Origin of the sequence: Nocardioides sp. Leaf374 (assembly GCF_916862475.1) — a bacterium.
GTDB classification, from domain to species: domain Bacteria; phylum Actinomycetota; class Actinomycetes; order Propionibacteriales; family Nocardioidaceae; genus Nocardioides; species Nocardioides kribbensis.
This window is the reverse complement of sequence record NZ_CAKASO010000028.1, coordinates 23191-45588: the sequence shown is the minus strand read 5'-3', so window position 1 is coordinate 45588 and position 22398 is coordinate 23191. Positions and strand designations below refer to the sequence as shown.

21 protein-coding genes are annotated in these 22398 nt (G+C 74.7%); 5 read left to right on the top strand and 16 right to left on the bottom strand.

Annotated features, from left to right (window positions below; genetic code table 11):
- Window positions 1-16 precede the first annotated feature (16 nt).
- From LPA27_RS13150 to LPA27_RS13135, 4 genes are read right to left on the bottom strand one after another with little or no spacing between them, the layout of a single operon-like run.
- Entirely contained in the window at window positions 17-1882 is a 1866-nt protein-coding gene (locus LPA27_RS13150; RefSeq protein WP_228942718.1) for a Na+/H+ antiporter, read from the bottom strand.
- Window positions 1883-1915: 33 nt separating this feature from the next.
- On the bottom strand, window positions 1916-3589 hold the full coding sequence (gene menD / locus LPA27_RS13145; protein WP_228942717.1) for a 2-succinyl-5-enolpyruvyl-6-hydroxy-3-cyclohexene-1-carboxylic-acid synthase: 1674 nt from the start codon (window positions 3587-3589) through the stop codon (window positions 1916-1918).
- Complete coding sequence (locus LPA27_RS13140; RefSeq protein WP_267477214.1) at window positions 3586-4578, bottom strand: o-succinylbenzoate synthase; 993 nt, start codon at window positions 4576-4578, stop codon at window positions 3586-3588. Before LPA27_RS13140 ends, menD begins: the two co-directional genes overlap by 4 nt.
- A complete protein-coding gene (locus LPA27_RS13135; protein WP_228942716.1) occupies window positions 4575-5648 on the bottom strand; it encodes an AMP-binding protein in 1074 nt (357 codons plus the stop codon). Before LPA27_RS13135 ends, LPA27_RS13140 begins: the two co-directional genes overlap by 4 nt.
- 37 nt (window positions 5649-5685) lie before the next feature.
- Here LPA27_RS13135 and LPA27_RS13130 point away from each other — a divergent pair, with 37 nt between their 5' ends.
- From LPA27_RS13130 to LPA27_RS19280, 3 genes are read left to right on the top strand one after another with little or no spacing between them, the layout of a single operon-like run.
- Window positions 5686-7023 carry an MFS transporter gene (locus tag LPA27_RS13130; RefSeq protein WP_228942715.1) on the top strand — a complete coding sequence of 446 codons (1338 nt, stop codon included), beginning with the start codon at window positions 5686-5688 and terminating at the stop codon, window positions 7021-7023.
- 35 nt (window positions 7024-7058) lie between these two features.
- Window positions 7059-7946 carry a 1,4-dihydroxy-2-naphthoate polyprenyltransferase gene (locus LPA27_RS13125; protein WP_056905315.1) on the top strand — a complete coding sequence of 296 codons (888 nt, stop codon included), beginning with the start codon at window positions 7059-7061 and terminating at the stop codon, window positions 7944-7946.
- Between the two features lie 44 nt (window positions 7947-7990).
- Window positions 7991-8125 (top strand): hypothetical protein, encoded by a 135-nt coding sequence (locus LPA27_RS19280; RefSeq protein WP_264674774.1) that lies wholly within the window; start codon window positions 7991-7993, stop codon window positions 8123-8125.
- A gap of 61 nt (window positions 8126-8186) precedes the next feature.
- Here LPA27_RS19280 and LPA27_RS13120 read toward each other — a convergent pair whose 3' ends face one another.
- Window positions 8187-8498: a DUF4229 domain-containing protein gene (locus LPA27_RS13120; protein WP_056864840.1), complete on the bottom strand. Its 312-nt coding sequence runs from the start codon at window positions 8496-8498 to the stop codon at window positions 8187-8189.
- 90 nt (window positions 8499-8588) lie between these two features.
- Between LPA27_RS13120 and LPA27_RS13115 the strand changes: the two genes are divergently transcribed.
- Complete coding sequence (locus LPA27_RS13115; RefSeq protein WP_056905314.1) at window positions 8589-8840, top strand: hypothetical protein; 252 nt, start codon at window positions 8589-8591, stop codon at window positions 8838-8840.
- A gap of 69 nt (window positions 8841-8909) precedes the next feature.
- Here LPA27_RS13115 and ccsB read toward each other — a convergent pair whose 3' ends face one another.
- The 6 genes from ccsB to hemL are packed head-to-tail and all read right to left on the bottom strand — an operon-like array spanning window position 8910 to window position 14947.
- Complete coding sequence (ccsB, locus tag LPA27_RS13110) at window positions 8910-9953, bottom strand: c-type cytochrome biogenesis protein CcsB (protein WP_056864842.1); 1044 nt, start codon at window positions 9951-9953, stop codon at window positions 8910-8912.
- Window positions 9950-11593 carry a cytochrome c biogenesis protein ResB gene (gene resB / locus LPA27_RS13105; protein WP_228942714.1) on the bottom strand — a complete coding sequence of 548 codons (1644 nt, stop codon included), beginning with the start codon at window positions 11591-11593 and terminating at the stop codon, window positions 9950-9952. Before resB ends, ccsB begins: the two co-directional genes overlap by 4 nt.
- A complete protein-coding gene (locus LPA27_RS13100; protein ID WP_056864843.1) occupies window positions 11590-12345 on the bottom strand; it encodes a cytochrome c biogenesis CcdA family protein in 756 nt (251 codons plus the stop codon). Before LPA27_RS13100 ends, resB begins: the two co-directional genes overlap by 4 nt.
- A 3-nt stretch (window positions 12346-12348) precedes the next feature.
- Entirely contained in the window at window positions 12349-12930 is a 582-nt protein-coding gene (locus LPA27_RS13095; protein WP_056864844.1) for a TlpA disulfide reductase family protein, read from the bottom strand.
- The gene (locus LPA27_RS13090) at window positions 12927-13607 is read right to left on the bottom strand and encodes a histidine phosphatase family protein (RefSeq protein WP_056864845.1); all 681 of its coding nucleotides are present in this window, start codon (window positions 13605-13607) and stop codon (window positions 12927-12929) included. Before LPA27_RS13090 ends, LPA27_RS13095 begins: the two co-directional genes overlap by 4 nt.
- Entirely contained in the window at window positions 13604-14947 is a 1344-nt protein-coding gene (hemL, locus tag LPA27_RS13085; RefSeq protein WP_228942713.1) for a glutamate-1-semialdehyde 2,1-aminomutase, read from the bottom strand. Before hemL ends, LPA27_RS13090 begins: the two co-directional genes overlap by 4 nt.
- A 293-nt stretch (window positions 14948-15240) precedes the next feature.
- Here hemL and LPA27_RS13080 point away from each other — a divergent pair, with 293 nt between their 5' ends.
- Window positions 15241-16461, top strand: coding sequence for a lytic murein transglycosylase (locus LPA27_RS13080; protein ID WP_228942712.1), 1221 nt, complete (start codon window positions 15241-15243; stop codon window positions 16459-16461).
- A gap of 69 nt (window positions 16462-16530) precedes the next feature.
- Here the strand turns inward: LPA27_RS13080 and hemB are convergent, their stop codons facing one another.
- The 5 genes from hemB to LPA27_RS13055 are packed head-to-tail and all read right to left on the bottom strand — an operon-like array spanning window position 16531 to window position 22232.
- On the bottom strand, window positions 16531-17508 hold the full coding sequence (hemB, locus tag LPA27_RS13075) for a porphobilinogen synthase (RefSeq protein ID WP_082500471.1): 978 nt from the start codon (window positions 17506-17508) through the stop codon (window positions 16531-16533).
- Window positions 17509-17555: 47 nt separating this feature from the next.
- Window positions 17556-19235 carry a uroporphyrinogen-III synthase gene (locus LPA27_RS13070; protein ID WP_228942726.1) on the bottom strand — a complete coding sequence of 560 codons (1680 nt, stop codon included), beginning with the start codon at window positions 19233-19235 and terminating at the stop codon, window positions 17556-17558.
- Window positions 19236-19237: 2 nt separating this feature from the next.
- Entirely contained in the window at window positions 19238-20200 is a 963-nt protein-coding gene (gene hemC / locus LPA27_RS13065; RefSeq protein ID WP_228942711.1) for a hydroxymethylbilane synthase, read from the bottom strand.
- Window positions 20197-21510 carry a glutamyl-tRNA reductase gene (locus LPA27_RS13060; RefSeq protein ID WP_056864850.1) on the bottom strand — a complete coding sequence of 438 codons (1314 nt, stop codon included), beginning with the start codon at window positions 21508-21510 and terminating at the stop codon, window positions 20197-20199. The genes hemC and LPA27_RS13060 overlap by 4 nt, the downstream gene beginning before the upstream one ends.
- Window positions 21507-22232, bottom strand: a complete 726-nt coding sequence (locus LPA27_RS13055) for a redox-sensing transcriptional repressor Rex (protein WP_228942710.1) — start codon at window positions 22230-22232, stop codon at window positions 21507-21509. Before LPA27_RS13055 ends, LPA27_RS13060 begins: the two co-directional genes overlap by 4 nt.
- Window positions 22233-22398: the final 166 nt, after the last annotated feature.

Below are 22398 nucleotides of genomic sequence, written 5' to 3'. Positions count from 1 at the left end.
CCCGGGCACCGCACGGTCAGCCGGTGAGGTGGTGCACGTAGCACCAGCGCCAGCTCTCGTCCTCCTCCGCCGACTGCATCACCGCGTGGGCGGTCTCGTGGAAGTGCACGGTGGCGTGCTGCTGCGGGGAGGAGTCGCAGCAGCCGACGTGGCCGCACTCCAGGCACTGGCGCAGCGCGACCCAGGTCGTGCCGTCCTCCAGGCAGCGCGCGCAAACCGGGCCCTGGGCCGTGACGACCGCCGGGAAGCGCTCCAGGTCGGCGCAGACCTCGCCCAGACGCCGGCCGACGGCGGTGGCGCGCAGCTCCTCGCGCTCCTCGCTGGCCACGTCGAGCATCGACTCCTCCACGTCGAGCATGGCCAGCACGTCGGCCACGACCTCGGCGGGCACCGTGCCGCCGCTGCGGATCTCCAGCACCCGGCGGCGCTCCGCGCCGATCATGGCGCGGCGCGCGCGGGAGTAGAGGTCGCTGGGCGACTCCTGGTCGCCGACGGTGGCCAGGCGCTCCCAGGCGGCGAAGTTGCGCTGGTCGAGGCGCTGGCGGATGAGGTCGACGGCGCCGTGCTGGTCGTCGTACTCCAGCCGGTCGAGCTCCTCCAGCGCCGCCTTGGAGGCCTGCTGGAGCAGGGTCGCGCGGGCCAGCGCGTCCTCGGCGGGGTCGGGCGAGGGCACCCGCAGCCGACGGGCCACCATCGGCAGCGTCAGCCCCTGCACGAAGAGGGTGCCGGCCACCACGGTGAAGGCGATGAGCAGGAGCACCTCGCGGTAGGGCGTGCCCTCCGGGATGACGAAGGCGGCGGCGAGCGTCACGACCCCGCGCATGCCGGCCCAGCCGAGCACGAAGGTGTAGGTCCACGGCGCGTCCTGGCCGAGGTCGGGGTCGGGCCCGGGGCGCACCAGCAGGTAGCGCGCCGGGAAGACCCACAGCAGCCGCAGCACGATCACCGCGGCCAGCGTCGCCCCGCAGACCGCCGCGATGCGCCCCAGCCCGATGTCGGAGTCGACCGCACCCTCGACGATCCACCACGCCTGGAGCCCGATGAGCAGGAAGACGGCGTTCTCCAGGACGAAGGCGATGGTGCGCCAGTTGAGCCGCTCCGCGATGCGCGACTGCGCGGTCTGCAGCACCGGCGCCTTGTGGCCCAGCAGCAGCCCGGCCACCACGACGGAGATCACGCCCGAGGCGTGGATCTCCTCGGCCAGCACGTACGCCGCGAAGGGCACGACCAGCGACATCGCCGAGTCGATGACCGGGTCGGTGATGCGCCGGCGCACCTTGCCGACCACGACGAAGAAGGCCAGGCCGACCAGGGCCCCGCCGCCCGCGGCGAGCACGAAGTCGAGCGCGACCCCGCCGGCGTCGAGGCCGCTGCCCGCCGCGACGGCCAGGGCCGTGCGCAGGAAGACCAGTGCGGTGGCGTCGTTGAAGAGCGACTCGCCCTCGAGGATCGTGACCACCCGTCGGGGCAGACCGATCCGGCGCCCGATGGCGGTGGCGGCGACCGCGTCGGGCGGGGCCACGACGGCTCCGATGGCCAGGGCCAGGGCCCACGGCAGGTCGGGCAGGAAGAGCCGTACGACGCAGGCCACGCCGGCGGCGGTGAAGACGACGAGCCCGACCGAGAGCAGCAGGATCGGTCGGCGGTTGGCGTTGAAGTCGACCAGCGAGGTCTGCTGGGCCGCGGCGTAGAGCAGCGGCGGGAGCAGGCCGAGGAGCACGACGTCGTGGTCGAGGTAGACCTGGGGCACCTGCGGCACGTAGGAGGCCGCCACCCCCACCGCGATCAGCAGGAAGGGCGCCGGCACCTCGAGCCGGTCGGCCAGCGCCGTGCACACCAGCACGCCGACGGCGAGTCCACACAGCAGCAGGGCGATCTCCACGGCCCCATCATCCCCCGGTGGCGGCCCGTGCCGTCAGTCCGCGGCCAGGCCGCGGATCCGGGCGTCGACCTCGCGGCGGTCCTGGCGGGGCACGCGCACCTCGACCACCTCGATCCCGCCGGCGGGCGAGGCGAGCGCCTGCTCGAGCTCGGGCAGGCTCTCCACCCGCCAGTGGGGGGTGCGGGTCGCCGCGCAGAGGGCGGCGAGGTCGACGCCGTGCGGGGTGCCGAAGAGCCGCTCGAAGCGGTCGGCGTGCTCGGGGGCGCCCTGCTCGAGCGTGGCGAAGATCGACCCGCCGTCGTCGTTGACCACCACCAGGGTCAGGTCGGGCCGGGGCTCGTCGGGCCCCAGCACCAGGCCGTTGCTGTCGTGGAGGAAGGTGACGTCGCCCAGCAGGGCGATCGCCCGGGTGCTGTGCGGACGACCCAGCGCGGCGCCGATCGCGGTCGAGACCATGCCGTCGATGCCGGCCAGGCCGCGGTTGGCGACCACGAAGCGGCGGGCGCCGACCCCGAAGCCGGTCTGCATGAGGTCGAGGTCGCGCACCGGGTTGGAGGGCCCGACGACGAGCAGCCCGCCGGGCGGCGTGGCCCGCACGACGGCCCCCGCCACGGCGTAGGCCGTGAGGCCCGGCTCCGCGGCCACGAGCGCGTCGAGGCGCCGGGCGACCGCGCGGTCGGCCTCGAGCCACGCCTCGAGCCACGGCGTCCGCACCGGTCCGGCGGGGGCGTCGGCGGCGGGGGCTCCCGGGTCGGCGGCGGGGTCGACCAGCTCGAAGCGGCCGCCGCCCAGCGGGCGGTCGACGCGGTAGGGCCGCGCGGGCCAGGCGCCGCGGCCGGGGGCGGCCCACACCTCGACGTCGTCGCGACCGAGCAGGCGCATCACCGGGCGCGACAGCGTGGGGTGACCGACCACGACGACGCGCTCGACGCTGCGGGCGAGGTCGGTGTCGAGCAGCAGCCGGTAGCAGCGCAGCGCGTGGGTGCCGGTGCGCGAGCCGCTGGAGGGCTCGGCCAGCAGCGGCCAGCCGGCGCGCTCGGCGAGCTGGCGGGCCGGCGGGCCGGCGTCGTCGCCGGCGACGACCACGGTGCGCGGGCCGAGCGGGATGCGGTCGACTGCCTCGGGTCGCGCCCGCGCGGGGCGCTCCCCCGGCACGACGGCCGGGCGCCACGGCGCGGCCGGGAGCAGCGGGTCGTCGAGCTGGACGTCGAGGTGCACCGGGCCCCACGGGTCGTCGAGCACCGGGACGTCGCCGGGACCGGCCAGGTCGTGGGTCGCGACCAGGGCGCCGAAGATCCCCACCTGGTCGGTGGTCTGGTTGGCGTCGGTGCCGCGCAGCCGCGCCGGGCGGTCGGCGGTGACGACGACGAGGGGCTGGCCGGAGTGGGCCGCCTCCAGCACCGCGGGATGCAGGTTGGCCACGGCCGTGCCCGACGTGCACACCACCGCCGCCCGGGCCCCGGCCCGGGTCAGTCCCAGCGCGAGGAAGGCCGCCGACCGCTCGTCGACGCGGGTGTGGAGACGCAGCAGCCCCGCGGTCGCCGCGTCGTGGACGGCGAAGGACAGCGGGGCGTTGCGCGACCCGGGGGCGACCACCACGTCGCGCACGCCGTGCGCCAGGAGCGCGGTCACCACCGCGCGCGCCAGCAGGGCCGAGGGCGGCTCGGTGGGCTCGGCGGGCTCGGCGGGGTCGGCGTGGGTGCTCACGGACGTCGATCCTGCCGCAGCGCCCTGACCTCGGCCAGGCGCGCCTCCCAGTGCGCCACCCGCTCCGGCGGCGCCGCCCACCGCGCGAGCGCCTCCTCGTCGACCACGGTGCCGGGCACCCCGGGCGAGCCCGGCACCCGCAGCACCCCGTCGACGGGCACCAGGGGGTCGGCGACCAGGTCGCCGGTGAGCAGCTGCACGGTGGACAGGCCGCAGGCGTGCGGCAGCTCCGGCAGCGCCGCGGCGAGCGCGAGACCGGCGGCGATGCCCACCGAGGTCTCCAGCGCCGAGGACACCACCACCGGCAGGCCGATGTCCTCGGCGATGCGCAGGCACGCCCGCACCCCGCCGAGGGGCTGCACCTTAAGCACCGCCACGTCGGCGGCCTCGAGGTCGCGCACCCGGTAGGGGTCGGCCGCCCGGCGGATCGACTCGTCGGCCGCGACCGGCACGTCGACCCCGCGGCGCACGCGGGCCAGGTCCTCGACCGTGGCGCAGGGCTGCTCGACGTACTCCAGGCCGCCGGCGGCGCGGTCGAGCACCGGGATCGCGGCGAGGGCCTCCTCGAGGCTCCACAGGCCGTTGACGTCGATGCGCACGTGACCGCCCGGCCCCAGGGCGTCGCGCACGGCCTCGAGCCGGGCCTGGTCCTCGGCCAGGCTCGAGCCGGGGTCGGCGACCTTGACCTTGGCGGTGCGGCAGCCCCCGCGCAGCACCAGCGCGTGGGCCCGCTCGGGGTCGACCACGGGCACCGTCACGTTGACCGGCACCTCGGTGCGCACCGGCTCCGGCCAGTCGCCGGCGGCCGCCTCCTCGGCGCAGCGCAGCCAGGGCTCGGCGACGGCCGCGTCGTACTCCAGGAACGGGCTCCACTCCCCCCAGCCCGTCCGCCCCGGGTCGCCGTCGCCGGCCCCGCGCAGCAGCACGCCCTCGCGCACGGTGATGCCGCGGAAGCGGGTGGTCATCGGCACCGACCAGACGTGGGTCACGGCCGCTGCCCCTGCTCCTCGGGCGCGGCCAGCGCGCGCAGCCGCAGCCGGTCGGGCTTGCCGTTGGCCAGCATCGGCACCTCGGAGAGGCCCACGAGCTGGCGCGGAGCCCACGCGCGCGGGTGGGCGCCCGACACCCAGTCGCGGGCGGCGTCGAGGTCGAGGGCTCCGACGACGAAGGCGACCAGCCGGTGGCCCCACTCCTCGTCGGGCACGCCGAGCACCTCGGCCGCCACGACGTCGGGGTGCTCGCGCAGCCGGGCCGCCACCGCGGGCGCCGGCACGTTGACCCCGCCGCTCACGACCACGTCGTCAAGGCGCCCGAGCACCTGGAGCCGGCCGTCGTCGTCGAGGCGGCCGGCGTCGGAGGTGAGGAACCACCCGTCGACCAGCACCTCGCGGGTCAGGTCGGGGTCGCCGTCGTAGCCCTCGAAGAGCGTCGGCCCGCCGAGGCGGACCCGCCCGTCGCGCCCCAGCGCCAGCGCGACACCGTCGAGGGGCACCCCGTCGTAGACGCAGCCGCCCGCGGTCTCCGCCGAGCCGTACGTCGCCACCACGCGCACCCCGGCGGTCTCGGCGCGGGCGCGCAGGGCCGGGTCGAGCGGGCCGCCCCCGAGCAGCACGGTGTGGTAGCTGCGCAGGGCCCAGACGTCGTCGGGGTCGTCGAGCAGGCGGTGCAGCTGGGTGGGCACCAGGGAGACGAAGCGGTCGCCGCGCTCGGCGGCGCCGAGGGCGAAGGGTCCGCGGCGCACGAGCTCGGCGGTGGCCGCGGCGAACCCGTCGTGCTCCTCGAGCAGCACGGGGTCGTGGCCCGCGACCAGCGAGCGGCACACGACCTGCACGCCCGCGACGTAGGAGGCCGGCAGCGCCAGCAGCCAGGCGCCCGAGGAGCCGAGTCGTCGCTCGGTGGCGTGCACGGAGGCGAGCACCGCGCGGCGCGAGAGGGCCACGCGCTTGGGCCGCCCCGTCGACCCCGACGTCGTGACGACCAGCGGCTCGGGCTCGGCCGCGCCGGCCAGCCAGCCGCGCAGGGAGTCGACCACCTCGCGGGTCGTGCCGCCGATATCCACGCGACCGACCCTAGCCAGGCGTGATCCACTGCGGGGCGTGAGCACCCTGGTCGACGTCGCCCGGGCGGGAGCCCGGAAGGCGGCCCCGCCCACCCCGCTGGCCGGACGACTCTCGGTGCAGTCGGTGCTCTACGCCATCGGCGACGGCACCTTCCTCACCGCGAGCGCCGTCTTCTTCACCCAGGTCGTGGGGCTCTCCGCCGCCCAGGTGGGCCTGGGCATCACCGTGGCCGGCGTGGTCTCGATGCTCGTCGCCGTGCCGGCCGGGCGCCTGGCCGACCGGCTGGGCCCCCAGCGCACCTGGGCGCTGGGCGCGCTCGGCACCGCCCTCATGTACGCCGTGTGGCCTTTCATCGACGGCTTCGCCGCCTTCCTGGCGATGAGCATCGTGCTGGAGATCGTCAACGGGGCCGGCAACGCCGGGCGCGGCGCCTACGTGCTCGACCTGCTGCCGCGCGCGGAGCGGGTGCGCTCGCAGGCCTACATGTACTCCGCGCTCAACCTGGGCTTCACCCTCGGCGCCGCGCTGGGCGGGATCGCCCTGGCCTTCGAGGACGACTCGGTCATCCGCGCCCTGCCCTGGCTGCCCGCGGTGCTGGTGGCGGCCAACGCCTGGTGGATCACCCGGCTGCCGGCCACCGCGCACCAGCACCGCCCCGACCCGCTCGTGGCGGCGGTCGAGGCCGCCCTCGACGACCCGGAGCCGTCGGCTCCCGCCACCTCCGACGCGCGGGCGGCCGGGCCCGGCGGGACGGTGCCCGGCGCGCTGCGCAACCGCGGCTTTCTGGCCACGTCGTTCTTCGGCGGGGTGCTCGACACCAACCAGGTGCTGCTGCACCTGGTGATCCCCCTCTGGCTGGTGGAGGAGACCGACGCGCCGCGCGTGCTGCTGGCGCTGCTCTTCGGCACCAACACGGTGATGTGCATCTTCCTGCCCATGCGGGCCGCGCGGGGCGTGCGCGACGTGACCACCGCCCTGCGGGCCGCGCGCCTCAGCAGCGTGTTCTTCGTCGTGTCGTGCGTGATCACCCTGGCCACCCACGAGACCGTCGGCTGGGTCACCATCGCCCTGATCTGGCTGGGCCACGTCACCGTGACCGGCGCCGAGCTGTACCTCTCGGCCGCGAGCTGGTCCTTCGACTCCGAGCTCTCCGACCCCGACCGGCGCGGGGAGTACCAGGGCGCCCGCAACCTGGGCCGCCAGCTGGGCTACATCGGCGCCCCCGCCCTCTACACCTTCCTCGCCCTGGAGGTCGGCACCCTGGGCTGGCTGGCCATCGCCGCCATCGCCGTGGGCGCCGCGGCCGCCCTGCACCCCTCGGCCCGGGCCGCGCAGCGCTTCCTGGTGCGCCACGACCTCGATCCCGCCCGCTGAGCGGTCGCGCGGGCCGCGACTGGTTGAATCCTCCGGTGGCCACCCCCTCCGACTGGATCGCCGGCGCGCGCCCGCGCACCCTGCCCGCCGCCGTCTCCCCGGTGCTCGCCGGCACGGGCGTCGCCGCCCACGTCGACGAGGCGGTGTGGTGGAAGGCCGTGCTCGCCCTCGTGGTGAGCCTGGCGCTGCAGGTCGCGGTCAACTACGCCAACGACTACTCCGACGGCATCCGCGGCACCGACGACGACCGGGTCGGGCCGATGCGGCTGGTCGGGTCGGGCGCGGCGCCCGCCGCCGCCGTCAAGCGGGCCGCCTTCCTCGCCTTCGGCGTGGCCGGGGTCGCCGGACTGGTGCTCGCGGCCACCACCGCCTGGTGGCTCGTCGCGGTCGGCCTGGTCAGCATCGTGGCCGCCTGGTACTACACCGGCGGCTCGAACCCCTACGGCTACCTCGGCCTGGGCGAGGTCATGGTCTTCGTCTTCTTCGGCCTCGTCGCCGTCGTCGGCACGACCTACGTGCAGACCGCGTCGCTGGCGGCCGGCGACCTCGCCGCGGCGCTCGCCGCCGCCGTCGGCATCGGTGCCCTGGCCTGCGCCATCCTCGTGGTCAACAACCTGCGCGACATCCCCTCCGACACCCTCGCCGGCAAGCGCACCCTCGCGGTCAAGCTCGGTGAGCGCCGCACCCGCCGGCTCTACGTCGGGCTCGTGGGGCTCGCGGCCCTGGCCGTCGTGGCCCTCGCCGCGCTCACCACCTGGTGGGCGCTGCTCGGTCTCGGCTTCCTCGTCGTGGCCGCCCGCGGGGTGCGCACCGTGCTCGGCGGGGCCGTCGGCCCGGGCCTGATCCCCGTGCTGGCCTCGACCGGGGCCGGCGAGCTGGCCTGGGCCGTGCTCACCGCCGTGCCGCTGCTCGTCCTCGCCTGACCCGGCGCGACCGGGCACGACCTGGCCCGACCTACGCTGGCAGCATGGGTTTCCTGATCTTCGTCCTCGTCGTGGTCGCCGCCGTCGCCGCCTGGAAGTTCCGGGTGCCGCTGATGGCGAAGGTGCTCGGGCAGTCCGAGAGCCGCGTGCAGCGCTCGATCGACCGCCGCAAGCGCTGACCCACGGCCTCGCGGGCGCCGGCCGGGTCGGCCGCGCGAGGGGTGGGACGCGGGCGCCGGGTCAGGCGCGGGGCGCCTCGCCGGCGTCGCTGCGCCGCTGCTCGTCCTCGGCGTCCTCGGCGTCCTCGCGCGCCTTGATCTCCTCGAAGCGGCTGGCCGCGCGGCGGGCCCGCTCGTCGACGCGCCGGGCGAAGGCCTCGCGCGGGCCGTTGAGCAGGAAGTAGGAGCCGATGCCGCTGATGACGAAGGCGAGCACGAAGGACCACAGCAGGTTGGCCTGACCGGCGACGCTGAGCCACACGCCCATGACGACGGCCAGCGAGGCCGCGAAGAGGACCAGGCGCAGGGCGGTGTAGACGACGAACTCCTTCACGCCCCCAGGGTAGCCCGCACCCGGCACCGGCCCCGAGGCGACCGGTCGCGGTCGCAGGCCCGGTGACCACCGGGCACCTACGCTGGAGGGGTGCTCAAGTTCCTGCTGGTGATCGCCGTCTTCGCCCTCGCGACGTACCTCACGATCCGCGTCATCCAGCGCCGCGGCCTGCTCGAGCAGGGCCCGCAGCGCCCGGCGGCGCGGCCGTCGCGGCCCGCACCCAAGGGCCCCAAGCCCAAGCCCCGGATCGTCGCTCCCGACGACGACGAGGACTTCCTGCGCGACCTCGACCGCAAGCGGCTGCACCCCGACGACCCGGACAACCCGCCCGCGACCACCTGAGCCGCGACCACCTCAGCCGCGCGACCCGCGCTCGCGCGGGCCCCGCCCCTCAGGGCGGACCGCAGGGGGTCAGGCCCCGCCGGCCAGGACCGGCGCCTCGGCGACCACGGGGGCCGGCTCCGGGGCGGCGTAGCTGTGCTGGGAGGTCGTGGAAAAGAAGTTGATCCCGATGAAGTTGAACCACAGGGTGGCGGTGCCGAGCAGCGCGAGGTAGGCGGCGTTGCGACCCTTCCAGCCGGCCGTGGAGCGGGCGTGGAGGTAGGCGGCGTAGACGACCCAGGTGATGAACGCCCACACCTCCTTGGGGTCCCAGTTCCAGTAGTTCGACCAGGCCTGGTGGGCCCAGATCGGGCCGGTGATGAGCACCGCGAAGGTCCACACCGGGAATGCGAAGGCGTGCAGGCGGTAGGACACCCGGTCGAGCACGGCCAGCGACGGCACCCGCGAGAGGTAGCCGGTCGAGGACTCGCGGCCCTTCGTGATCGAGCGCTCCTTGAGCAGGTAGAGCACCGAGCAGATGCCGCCGAGGCTGAAGGCACCGGTCGCGATGACCGCGGAGACCACGTGGATGACCAGCCAGGGCGAGTTGAGGGCCTCGGTGAGCGGGGAGACTGGGGCGTAGAGCCAGATGACGTCGACCATGAGCAGCACGAGCACGAAGCCGACGACCAGCGGGGCCATCCAGCTCAGCCCGAGGCGACGGCGCATCACGACGTAGAGCAGGGTCACCACGAAGGTGCCCGAGAGCGTGAACTCGTACATGTTGCCCCACGGCACCCGGTTGGGGTCGGCGGCCATCCCGCGCGCGAGCAGCGAGACGGCGTGCACCAGGCCCGCGACCACGGTCAGCGAGAAGCCGATGCGCCCGAAGAGGTCGATGCGGTGCTCGTGGTCGGGGCCCTCGGACCCCGCGGCCGGCTCGGCGCTCGCGCCGTACGCCGGGGCGGCCGGGCCGCCCGCGCCGACCGTCGCGGTCTCCCGCGCGCCGGCCTCCACGGGCACCTTGCGCAGCGCGCTCCACTCGACCAGGTGGGCCAGCAGGGCCAGGAAGTAGACCAGACCTGCGGCGGCCACGGCCTGGTTGCTCAGGGCCTCCCATGCACTGTCGCTCACGACGTCTTCTCCTCGGTGGTTGCGGGTCCGGCGCCGTCGGCACCGGGGGTGTGGCCGGGGGTGGCCCCGGGACGGAGGTCGGCGACCAGCTGCTGGAGCACGACGCCCACGTCGCCGCCGCCGGAGCGGTCGAGCGCGGCCACCTCGACCAGTGTGCTCCCCCCCTCGCGACGCGCCCGCAGCCAGACGCGACGCGGGCGGATGAAGAGGGAGCCGAGCAGGCCGAGCAGGGCCAGGCAGACGCCGATGAGGGCGACCTCCTTGCCGGGGGTCTGGCTGATCTGGATGCGGTTCCACCGCTCGAGGCCCTCGAAGGTCACCGTGCCCAGCCCGTCGGGCAGGGTCTCGGTCTGGCCCTCCTGCAGGTCGAGGCGGAAGGGCGAGCCGTCGGCCTTGGTGACCAGCTCGGCGTCGGCCTTGTCGAGCACGTAGACCGACTGCGACTGGCCCTGGTCGAGGCCGAGGTCGCCGGTGTAGACCTGCATCGACAGCGTGGGGTTGTTGGCCTCGCCCATGACGTTGACCGGGTCGCCCTCCACGTTGATGAAGGTGGGGTAGAACAACCCCTCCAGGCCGATCTGCCCCGGCTGGGCGTCGGCGGCCTTGACCACGCCGAAGGACAGGAAGTCGGGGCTCTGCGGCAGGAAGATCGTCGGCCCGCTGTAGACCTCGTTGCCCTCGCCGTCGCGCACCGTGATGACGGGGGCGTAGCCGTGGCCGATGAGGAAGATCTCGGTGTCGTCGATCTGCAGCGGGTGGTTGACGCGCAGGTCGTACTCGGTGGGGGCGTCGTCGAGGCCCTCGACGTAGGAGACGTGGCTGACGAAGCCGCGGGCCTGGCCCTGGGCCGGGCCGCTGTCGAGCCAGTCCACGTCGAAGGAGTCGACGTCGAAGGCGAAGTCGTCGAGCTGGTCGGCCCCGAAGAGGGTGCCGGGCACGAAGTCGTCGTACTGCGTGAGCCGGTTGGTGAAGCCGGCGTCGTCGCCGACGAGCAGGATCACGCCGCCCTTGTAGCCCAGCAGGCTGCCCACGGCGAAGCCGACCAGCACCACCACCACCGAGAGGTGGAAGACCAGGTTGCCGGCCTCGCGCAGGTAGCCGCGCTCGGCGCTCACGGCGTCCTCGCCGTCGCGGGCCGGGCGCACGCGGTAGCCCCGCTTGGCCAGCAGGCGCCGGGCGCGCTCCTCGACCTCGGCGACGTCCTCGTCGGTGGTGTAGCTGGTGCTGTCGGGCAGCCGGGTCAGGTTGCGCGGGGCCGCCGGCGGCACGGCGCGCAGGCCGCGCCAGTAGTGGAACGTGCGCGGGATGATGCAGCCGATGAGCGAGATCATCAGCAGGATGTAGATCGCCGCGAACCACGGCGAGCCGTAGACGTCGAAGAGGCTCAGACGCTCGTAGATCGGCGTGAGCGTGGGGTGGGCGTCCTTCCAGTTCGACGTCTTGAGCGCGTCGACGCCCTCCTGCGGCACGATCGAGCCCGGCACGGCGGCCAGGGCCAGCACCAGCAGGAGGATGAGCGCGGTGCGCATCGAGGTGAGCTGGCGCCAGCCGAAGCGCAGCAGCTCGCCCAGGGTCAGCTCGCCGGCACGCCGCGGCGGCGGCGTGGCGCCGGAGGCGCGCTCCTTCGTCGCGGTGCTCACACGCTCACCTGGTAGCCCGAGACGAGGTGGATCTGGAGCCAGGCGACCATCTCGCCCCAGGCACCGGTGAGCAGGAGCACGCCCACCAGCAGCAGCATGCCGCCGCCGATGCGGGTGACGACCTGCTGGTGGCGGCGCACGAAGGCCAGCGCGCCGAGCGCGCGGCGCCACACGAGCGCGGCGACGATGAAGGGCAGGCCCAGGCCGAGGGAGTAGAGCCCCATCAGCAGGCCCCCGCGGGCGGCCGTGCCCTCGTTGAAGGCGAGGGTGAAGATGACGCCCAGGGTCGGGCCCATGCAGGGCGCCCAGCCGACGCCGAAGAGGAAGCCCAGCACCGGTGCGGCGGCCAGGCCGACCGCGGGCACCTTGTGCACCCGCAGGTCGCGGGCCAGGAAGGGCACCAGCCCGAGGAAGGCCAGGCCCAGCACGATGGTGACCACCCCCAGCACGACCTCGAGCAGCCGCTGGTTGACGATCAGCCAGCCCCCGACCGAGCCGCTGGCCATGCCGATGAGCACGAAGACCACCGAGAAGCCGAGCACGAAGAGCACCGCGCCCGCGAGCATGCGCCCGCGGCGCACGTCGCCGCTGGCGATGTCGGCGCCCGAGAGCCCCGTGGCGTAGGAGAGGTAGCCGGGCAGCAGCGGCAGCACGCAGGGCGAGAAGAAGGAGACCAGCCCCGCGATCACCGCCACCGGGACGGCGAGCAGCAGCGAGCCGGAGAAGGCCGTCTGGCCGAACCAGTCACCCACGCCTCAGCCCTCCTCGACGACCGTCTCGACCACGTCGAGGAGGGTCTGCTTGCTCGGGATCTCGCCGCTGATCACCGCGGCCACCCGGCCCTCGGTGTCGAGCACCGCGGTGGAGGGCATCGTCTGGGGCGCGACCGAGCCCGAGAAGGCCAGCAGCGCCCGCCCGTCGGGGGCGTAGATCGAGGGGTAGTCGACGCCGCGCGCCCGCTCGAAGGTCGCGGCCTGGGTGGCGCTGGTGTCGCGGATGTTGATGCCCACGAAGTCGACGCTGTCGCCGAGCTCGCGGTCGGCCTCGGTGAGCAGCGGCATCTCGGTGCGGCAGGGCCCGCAGCCGCTCCACCACACGTTGACCACCGTCACGGTGCCCGGCTCGATGCTGACCGTGCCGCCCGTGGTCGTGGGCTGGTCGCGCAGCACCACGGGCTCCTCGCGCTCGTCGGGGGCGTACTCGGAGACCGCGCCCCCGCCCTGGATGTAGGTGACCCCGTCGTCGGTGCCGCGCAGCGACGAGCAGCCCGCGGTGCCGAGCACCACCGAGCAGGCCAGGGCCAGGCCGGCCGTGAGCCGGCGCGCGCGAGGGGTCATGACGGCTTCGACTCCTCCGTGGTGCCGCCGGCGGAGAAGGGCGCCGACCGGTCGCCGACCGGGATCAGGTCGCCGGCGGGCTCGGAGTAGGAGACCTGGGTCAGCCGGTCGCCGACGAAGTGCAGCGAGGTCAGCGAGCACAGCGTGCAGGTGCGGCTCTTGGGGTGGTGGAGGAAGGAGCGCTTCTCCGCGGCCAGCCGGGTGGTCCAGATGGGCAGCTGGTGGGAGACCACGACCGCCTCGTGACCGGCCGCGGCGATCCGCGCGTCGTGGACCGCCGACATCATCCGCGCGACGATGTCGGTGTAGGGCTCGCCCCAGGAGGGCTTCCAGGGGTTCCACAGGTGGCGCCACGTCGCGGGGTTGCGCAGGGCGTTCCTGCCGGCCCCGAACTGCTCGCCCTCGAACTTGTTGGTCGACTCGATGACCCGCGGGTCGGTGACGACGTCGAGGCCACGGGCCTGCGCCAGCGGCTGCGCCGTCTCCTGGGCCCGCTCCAGCGGCGAGACCCGCAGGTGGACGATGTCGCGGTCCTTGATCGTGTCGGCGACCTTCTCGGCCATCCGCACCCCGAGCGCGGAGAGGTGGAAGCCGTCGCGGCGTCCGTAGAGCACTCCCTCGGGGTTGTGCACCTCGCCGTGGCGCATCAGGTGGACGATCGTGTCGGGGCTGCTCATGCGACGCTCCTCGCGGCGGCGGCCGCACGGGCGGCGTGGGGCAGGGCGTCGAGCACGGTCTGCACGGCGCGGTCGTCGTGGGCGGCGGAGAGGAACCACGCCTCGTAGGCCGACGGCGGGAGGTAGACGCCGCGCTCGAGCATCGCGTGGAAGAAGGCGGCGTAGGCCGGGGCGTCGGTGCGCGAGGCGTCCTCGAAGTCGCGGACCGGGCCCTCGGTGAGGAACACCGAGAACATCGTGCCGGTGGCCTGCACGACGTGCGGCAGGCCGACCGCCGTCAGCGCCTCGGCGGCCGCGACCTTGATCGTCTCGGCGGCGGCGCCGATGTGGGCGTAGACCTCGTCGGTGGCCAGGCGCAGCGTGGCCAGACCGGCCGTGGTCGCGACCGGGTTACCCGACAGGGTGCCGGCCTGGTAGACCGGCCCCTCGGGCGAGAGCTGCGACATCACGTCGGCTCGACCCCCGAAGGCCGCCGCCGGGAAGCCCCCGCCCATCACCTTGCCGAAGGTGATCAGGTCGGGACGCCAGCCCTCGACCTTGCCGTCGAGGCCCCACTGGCCCTCGCGGGTCACCCGGAAGCCGGTCATCACCTCGTCGCTCACGAAGAGCGCGCCGTGGCGGGTGCAGGTCTCGGCCAGGAAGCGGTTGAAGCCCGGCTCGGGGGGCACGACGCCCATGTTGCCCGGCGAGGCCTCGGTGACCAGGCAGGCGATGCGGTCGCCGTGCTCGGCGAAGACCTTCTCCACCGCCGCCCGGTCGTTGTAGGGCAGCACCAGCGTCAGCTCGGTCGAGGAGGCCGGCACGCCGGGGGTGCCCGGCACGGCGAAGGTGGCGAGACCCGAGCCGGCCGAGGCCAGGAGGGCGTCGACGTGGCCGTGGTAGCACCCGGCGAACTTCACGACGACGTCGCGACCGGTGAAGCCGCGGGCCAGCCGGATGGCCGACATGGTGGCCTCGGTGCCGGAGGAGACGAAGCGGACCTTGTCGACCGGCGTGCGCGCGACGATCTCCTCGGCCAGCAGGACCTCGGGCTCGGTCGGGGTGCCGTACGACGTGCCGCGCGCCACCGCGGCCTGCACCTGCGCCATCACCTCGGGGTGGGCGTGGCCGAGCAGCATCGGCCCCCAGGAGCAGATGAGGTCGACGTAGTCGTTGCCGTCGACGTCGGTGAGCCAGGCCCCGCTGGCCGAGCGGATGAAGCGGGGGGTGCCTCCGACGGCGTTGAAGGCGCGCACCGGGGAGTTCACACCACCGGGGGTCACCGCGTGGGCCCGGGCGAAGAGCTCTCCGGAGGCCGTGGGCGGTGCGGGCGGGTGGGCGTCGGTGGGTGCGGGACTCACGTCCTCATCATCCCTCGCGGCGCCAACGACACGAAGTCGCGGCGGGCCCGGGAGCGACCAAGCCGTGACCGGGAGCACACCGAACCACCTGCCGGACACCTCCTCGGCGCGCCGGAGGGGGCGTTTGCGGGCCGACCGGGCCGGGGAGGATGCCCGGGCGGACGGAGAATGTGACCCACGCGACGGATCCTGGGATTCCTACCGGTCCGTAACCTGGACGTGACATCCTCCGTTAGGTCCGTCACAGGTGCTTGAGGGAGCACGACGAGCGACACCACCGGGAGACGAGAAGCATGGCAGCGAAGAAGACCGCACGCGTCAAGAGCGTGACCGCCCTGGTCCCGCTCGCGCTCGTGTCGGCGGCCTGGACCGCCTCGCTGGTCGGCCCCGCGGCCACCACCGTCCCCGTGTCGGCCGAGCTCGCCGACCCCACCTCCCTGCCCGACGGCTCGACCGTGCCGGCGCAGGCCATCGAGGCGCCGGCCTCGGTCTCCGGCGGCGGCTCCCTCGCCGGGCTCGCCGACGGCCTCGACGGCCGCCGCGCCCAGCAGGCCGTCTCCACCGCCTCCAGCTCCGGCATCCCGTCGGCCGCGCTGGCCGCCTACCAGCGCGCCGAGACCGTCATCAACGCCGCCGACAAGTCCTGCAACCTGCCGTGGCAGCTGGTCGCGGCCATCGGTCGCGTCGAGTCCAACCACGGCCAGTACGCCGGCAACACCCTCGACGCCGACGGCGTCGCCCAGCCCGGGATCTACGGCATCGCCCTCAACGGGCGCAACAACACCCAGGCCATCTCCGACACCGACGCCGGGGAGCTGGACAACGACACGCAGTGGGACCGCGCCGTCGGCCCCATGCAGTTCATCCCGTCCACCTGGCGCTCGGTCGGCGTCGACGCCGACGGCGACGGTCGGCGCGACCCGCAGGACGTCGACGACGCCGCGCTCGGCACGGCGGTCTACCTCTGCTCCGGCAGCGACGACCTGTCGACCACCGCGGGCCAGGAGGCCTCGGTCTTCCGCTACAACCGCTCCGACGACTACGTGCAGCTCGTGCTGTCGATCATGGACGCCTACACCGACGGCGACTACACCTCGGTGCCGAGCTCGACCACCGCGGCCGGCGTGATCATGCCCGACCCCGACTACACCCCGCCGAAGCCGCCGCCGGCCCGCGGCCCCAGCCAGGGCGGCGGCCAGCCGCAGGCGCAGCCGCAGCAGCCCCAGGTCGACTCGACCCCGCAGGCCGAGGAGCCGGCTCCCACCACCCCGCCGAAGGGCGACGGCGGGCCCACCGGCCCGACCAACCCCACCAACCCCGGTGGGGGCGGCAACGGACCGCAGCTGCCGGTGCCCGACCTCCCCGACCTGCCCGAGACCGGCGTCGAGCCCGTCGACGACGTGCTCACCGTGGCCCAGGCGATCGTGCAGTGCACCCTCGAGGGCCTGCTCGACAACCCGCTGAGCAGCACCGACAAGTTCGACCAGTGCGTCGAGGACTACACGACGCCCTGATCGTGACCGGGGCCCGCCCGGCCCCCGGTCCGGCCCCCGCCCCACCGGCGGGGCCGGCCGGGCACGAGGTCAGCGGCGCAGCAGCCGGGCCGCCTCGGCGGCCCAGTAGGTGAGCACCACGTCGGCGCCGGCGCGCCGGATCGAGGTCAGCGTCTCCAGGATCGCGGGCTCGCGGTCGATCCAGCCGCGCGCGGCGGCCGCCTCGACCATCGAGTACTCCCCCGAGATGTTGTAGGCCGCCACCGGCACCCGCACGGCGTCGCGCACCTGGCGCAGCACGTCGAGGTAGGCCAGCGCCGGCTTCACCATCACCATGTCGGCGCCCTCCTCGACGTCGAGGAGCGCCTCCCGCACGCCCTCGCGGGCGTTGGCGCCGTCCTGCTGGTAGGTGCGCCGGTCGCCCTGGAGCGAGGAGTCCACGGCCTCGCGGAAGGGGCCGTAGAAGGCGGAGGCGTACTTCGTGGAGTAGGCCAGGATCGACACGTCGGTGTGCTCGGCGGCGTCGAGCGCCTCGCGGATGACCCGCACCTGGCCGTCCATCATGCCGCTGGGGCCGACCATGTCGACGCCGGCGTGGGCCTGGGCGCGCGCCATCTCGGCGTAGATCGCCAGGGTGCGGTCGTTGTCGACGCGCCCGTCGGGGGTGAGCACCCCGCAGTGGCCGTGGTCGGTGAACTCGTCGAGGCACAGGTCGCTCATGACGGTCAGGGCGTCGCCCACCTCGCCCACCACGTCGGTGATGGCCAGGTTGAGGATCCCCGCGGGATCGAGCGCACCCGAGCCGGTGGCGTCCTTGTGCTCGGGCACGCCGAAGAGCATGACCCCGCCCAGGCCGAGCTCGGCGGCCTCGGCGACCGCGCCGAGCAGGCTCGAGCGCGAGTGCTGCACGACGCCGGGCATCGAGGTGATCGGCACGGGCTCGGAGAGCCCCTCGCGCACGAAGAGCGGCAGCACGAGCTGGCGCGGCTCCAGGGAGGTCTCCGCGACCATGCGGCGCAGGGCCGGCGTCGTGCGCAGCCGCCGGGGCCGGATGGTCGGTCCGGCCACCGGCGGGTGGACGACGGGGTCCGTCGGGCCCCCGGGCGCGGCCGGGCTCACTCCGCGCGGACCTTGCGCGAGCGCGCCGACGGCTTGCGGTCGGAGGGCCGCGTGACGGCCTGGCCCTGCTCCACCATGGCGGCCCGGCGCGCGGCGCCGAAGTCGGCCAGCGCGTCGACCAGCTCCTCGACGTCGGGCTTGGGCGACATGACGTCGACGCGCAGCCCGTGCTCCTCGGCGGTCTTGGCCGTGGCGGGGCCGATGACGCCGATCACCGTGGAGGGGTGCGGCTTGCCGGCGATGCCGACCAGGTTGCGCACCGTGGAGGAGGAGGTGAAGACGACGGCGTCGAACTTGCCGGTCTTGATGGCGTCGCGGGTCGGCGCCGGCGGCGGGGTGGCGCGCACCGTGCGGTAGGCCGTGACGTCGTCGCACTCCCAGCCCAGGTCGATCAGGCCGGCCACGAGGTTCTCGGTGGCGATGTCGGCGCGCGGCAGGAAGACCCGGTTGATCGGGTCGAGGACGTCGTCGTACTCGGGCCAGTCGGCCAGCAGGCCGGCGGCCGACTGCTCGCCGGAGGGCACCAGGTCGGCCCTCAGGCCCCAGGCCGCGATCGCGGCCGCGGTCTTGTCGCCGACCGCGGCGATCTTCAGCCCGGAGAAGGCGCGGGCGTCGAGGCCGTACTCCTCGAACTTCTCGCGCACGGCCTTGACGGCGTTGACCGAGGTGAAGGCGATCCACTCGTAGCGGCCCTCGACCAGGCCGCGCACGGCCTTGTCCATCTGCAGCGGGTTGCGCGGCGGCTCCACCGAGATCGTCGGGACCTCCTCGGGCACCGCGCCGTAGCCTCGCAGCCGGGTGGAGAGGACGCCGGCCTGGTCCTTGGTGCGCGGCACGAGCACGCGCCAGCCGAAGAGCGGCTTGGTCTCGAACCACGACAGCGTCTCGCGCAGGTCGACGACCTTGCCGATGACCGTGACGGCCGGCGGGCTCATCCGGGCGGCGCGCGCGTCGGCGGCGATGTGCTCCAGCGTCGAGCAGACCGTCGACTGGGTCGTGGTCGTGCCGACGCGGGTCATGGCGACCGGCGTCGAGGCCGGGCGACCGGCGGCCATCAGGGCCTTGCTGATCTCGCCGATCATGCCGACGCCGGAGAGCAGCACCAGGGTGCGGTCGTCGGCGTACTGGCTCCAGTCGACGCTGGCGTCGCACGTGACCACGGCGACCTCGCGGTGGTCCTTGGTGGTCAGCGGGATGCCGGCGTAGGCGGGCACGGCGCTGACCGAGGAGACGCCCGGCACGATCTCGAAGCCGAGGCCGGCCTTGGCGCAGGCCTGCGCCTCCTCGGGGCCGGAGGCGTAGAGGAAGGGGTCGCCGGTCATCAGGCGCACCACGCGGCGTCCGCGCTTGGCCTGCTTGACGACGACCTTGGCGCGCGCGGCGTGGGTCAGCGGCTGGCCGTCCTCGCCGAAGCCGCCGTCGACCATCTCGGGCCCGACCGGCTCGGGGGCGGGCTCGCCGTCGGCCGGCTCCACGGGCTCGGGCAGGCCGAGCAGCGTGCGCACGAGCGCGACGTGCTCGGGGGACTCGGTGACGACCACGTCGGCCTGGCGCACGAGGTCGACGGCGCGCACCGTCAGCAGGTCGGGGTCACCCGGGCCGCTGCCGACGAACGACACCCAGCCCCGGCTCAGGCTGGTCGTGGCGCTGGTCTGGCTGGACTTGGCTCGCGTCATGCTCATGAGTCCCTGTCTGGATCGGTATCGATGGCTGGGCCTGGCTGGTCCAGCTGTCCTGCCCCGTCGGCGAGCATCTCCTGCGCCAACCGGGTGCCGACGCCGACGGCGTCGGAGGTGCTCCCGGATGCGGACTTCCGCACCGAGAGGGTTCCGTCGAGCGAGAGCGCCACGGCCCTCACCCACAGCTCGTCGCCGTCCTCGCCCTCGACGACGTCCGCGAGGGCGCCGATGGGGGCCGAGCAGCCGCCCTCGAGGGTGGCCAGGACGGCGCGCTCCGCCTCGACCGCGGCCCGGGTGAGGGCGTGGTCGAGCGCGGCCAGGTCGGTGGCGAGGGGGTCCTCGGCGCGGCACTCCACGGCCAGCGCGCCCTGCCCGGGGGCGGGCAGCACCTGCAGCGGGTCGAGCACCTCGCTGACCTCCTCGAGCCGGTGGATCCGGGCCAGCCCGGCCCGCGCCAGGACGACGGCGTCGACGTCGCCCGCGCGCACCTTGGCGATGCGCGAGTCGACGTTGCCACGGACGCCGACGACGTCCAAACCGAGACCGAGCGCGTGCAGCTGGGCGGCGCGGCGCGGCGAGCCCGTGCCGACCCGGCTGCCGACCGGCAGCTCGCCGAGGGTCAGCCCGTCACGGCCCACGACGACGTCGCGCGGGTCCTCGCGCTCGGGTACGGCGACCAGCGCGATGCCGGCGGCGGGGTAGGTGGGGAGGTCCTTGAGCGAGTGGACGGCCACGTCGACGTCGCCGCGCAGCAGGGCGTCGCGCAGGGCGCCGACGAAGACCCCGGTGGAGCTCGACTGCACCAGCGGGGTGCCGGCGGCCTGGCTGCGGTCGCCCTCGGTGGTGACCTCGACGAGCACCACCTCGCGGCCCAGCAGGTCGCGGACCAGGTCGGCCACGGTGCCGGCCTGGGTGGTGGCCAGCAGCGAGCGGCGCGTGCCCACGCGCACGGGGGCGCTCACGCCGAGCCCCGGCGGGCGTCGTCGGGCACGGCGGGGCGGGTCACGGCCGAGACCGCCTCGGGGTCGAGGGCGAAGAGCTCGGCGAGCGCCGCGGCGTAGGAGACCGCGCCGGCCTCGTTGGCCAGCTCGCGCACGCGCACGGTCGGCTCGTGGAGCAGCTTGTCGGCCACCCGGCGCACCGTGTGGAGGATCTCGGCGCGCGCCGCCTCGTCGAGGTCGGGCAGGCGGTTGCCCAGCCGGGTCATCTCCGCGTCGACGACCGAGGTGGCCATCGAGCGCAGCGCGACCACGGTCGGGGTGACGCTGGCCTGGCGACGCGCGGTGAGGAAGGCCGCGACCTCCTGCGTCACGATGCTGCGCACGGCGGCGACCTCCAGGCCCGCGTCGGAGTCCTGCACCTCGGAGGCCAGCTCGGCGAGGTTGACCAGGGTGACGCCCGGCAGGTCGGCCACCGCGGGGTCGACGTCGTGGGGCAGCGCGAGGTCGAGCAGCACCAGCGGGCGGCCGTCGGGCCGCGCGGCCGCGACCATGTCGCGGGTGACGAGCACCCCGGTGGCGCCGGTGCACGTGACGACCACGTCGGCGTGGGCGAGCTCGGCGCCGAGCTCCGAGAGCGAGGCGGGGCGCGCGTCGTACTCGCGGGCCAGGCGGCGGGCGCGCTCGGGGGTGCGGTTGAGCACGACGACCTCGCCGGCCTCCAGCCGGCTCACCGTGGCCACCGACAGACCGGCCATGGCCCCGGCGCCGAGCACCAGCACGCGGCGGCCGGCGACCTCGCCGATCTCGTCGCGGGCGCGGGCGAGCGCGGCGGTGACCAGCGAGGGGGCGGCCTGGTCGATGTCGGTCTCGGCGCGCGAGCGCTTGCCGACGCGCAGGGCCTGCTGGAAGAGCACGTTGAGGGAGGTGCCCACCGTGCCGAGCTCCTGGCCCAGGCGCAGCGCCTCGCGGGTCTGGCCGAGGATCTGGCCCTCGCCGACGGCCATCGAGTCGAGGCCGGCCGCGACCTGGAAGAGGTGGGAGACCGCGCCGTCGTCGTAGTGCACGTAGAGGTGCGGCAGCATCGTCTCGGTCGCCTCGCCCGCGCGGTCGACCAGCAGCGTCGACAGCTCCTCGACCGAGCCGTGGAAGCGGTCGACGTCGGCGTAGACCTCGAGCCGGTTGCAGGTGGAGATGACGGTGGCCTCGGTGACGTGGTCGCACGAGGCGACGTCGTGGACGAGCTTGGCCACCCCGTCGCGGTCGAGCGCCACCTGCTCCAGCAGCGAGACCGGGGCGGAGTTGTGGGAGATCCCCACGACCAGGACGCTCATGCCGTCTCCTCTCGGACCAGCTCGTCGTGAGCCGGGTCGCCGGGGCCCGTCGTCGCGGGCGTCGCCTCGCCCTGGGCCTTGCGCTGCTCGTGGTAGGCGAGGATCTGCAGCTCGATGGACAGGTCGACCTTGCGCACGTCGACCCCCGTGGGCACCGACAGCACGGTCGGTGCGAAGTTCAGGATGCTGGTGATGCCGCAGCCGACCATGCGGTCGGCGACGTCCTGGGCGGCCACGGCCGGTGTCGCGATGACGCCGATCGCCACGCCGTGCTCGCGCACGATCGCCTCCAGGTCGGCGAAGGGGCGCACGTCGATGCCGGCGACGACCTCGTCGTGGCGGCTCGGGTCGGCGTCGAGCAGGGCCACCACCCGGAAGCCGCGGCTGCGGAAGCCGGAGAAGTTCGCCAGCGCGTGGCCCAGGTTGCCGATGCCGACGATGACGACGGGCCAGTCCTGCTCCACGCCGATCTCGCGGGCGATCTGGTAGCGCAGGTAGTCGACGTCGTAGCCGACGCCGCGCGTGCCGTAGGAGCCGAGGTAGGACAGGTCCTTGCGCAGCTTGGCGCTGTTGACGCCGGCCGCACCGGCCAGCTCCTCGCTGGAGCAGGTGCGGGTGCCGGCCTCGACGAGGCTCGTGAGCGCGCGCAGGTACACGGGGAGTCGCGCCACGGTGGCCTCGGGGATGTCCCGGGACGCCTCGGGGGAAGTCCGTGCGGTCACTGCTCTGTCTCCATGCCCAGCCGCGGACGGCGGGGGCCTGACAGCCCGGATTCGCTTCGCGGCGAATTCACTGTAGGAGTTTGTGAACGGGAGAACAAACCGGCCGTACGCCGCTCCCGCGGCCCGCCCGCCGCCTCTCCCGCGCCGTGCCGCGGGGCCTCGCGCC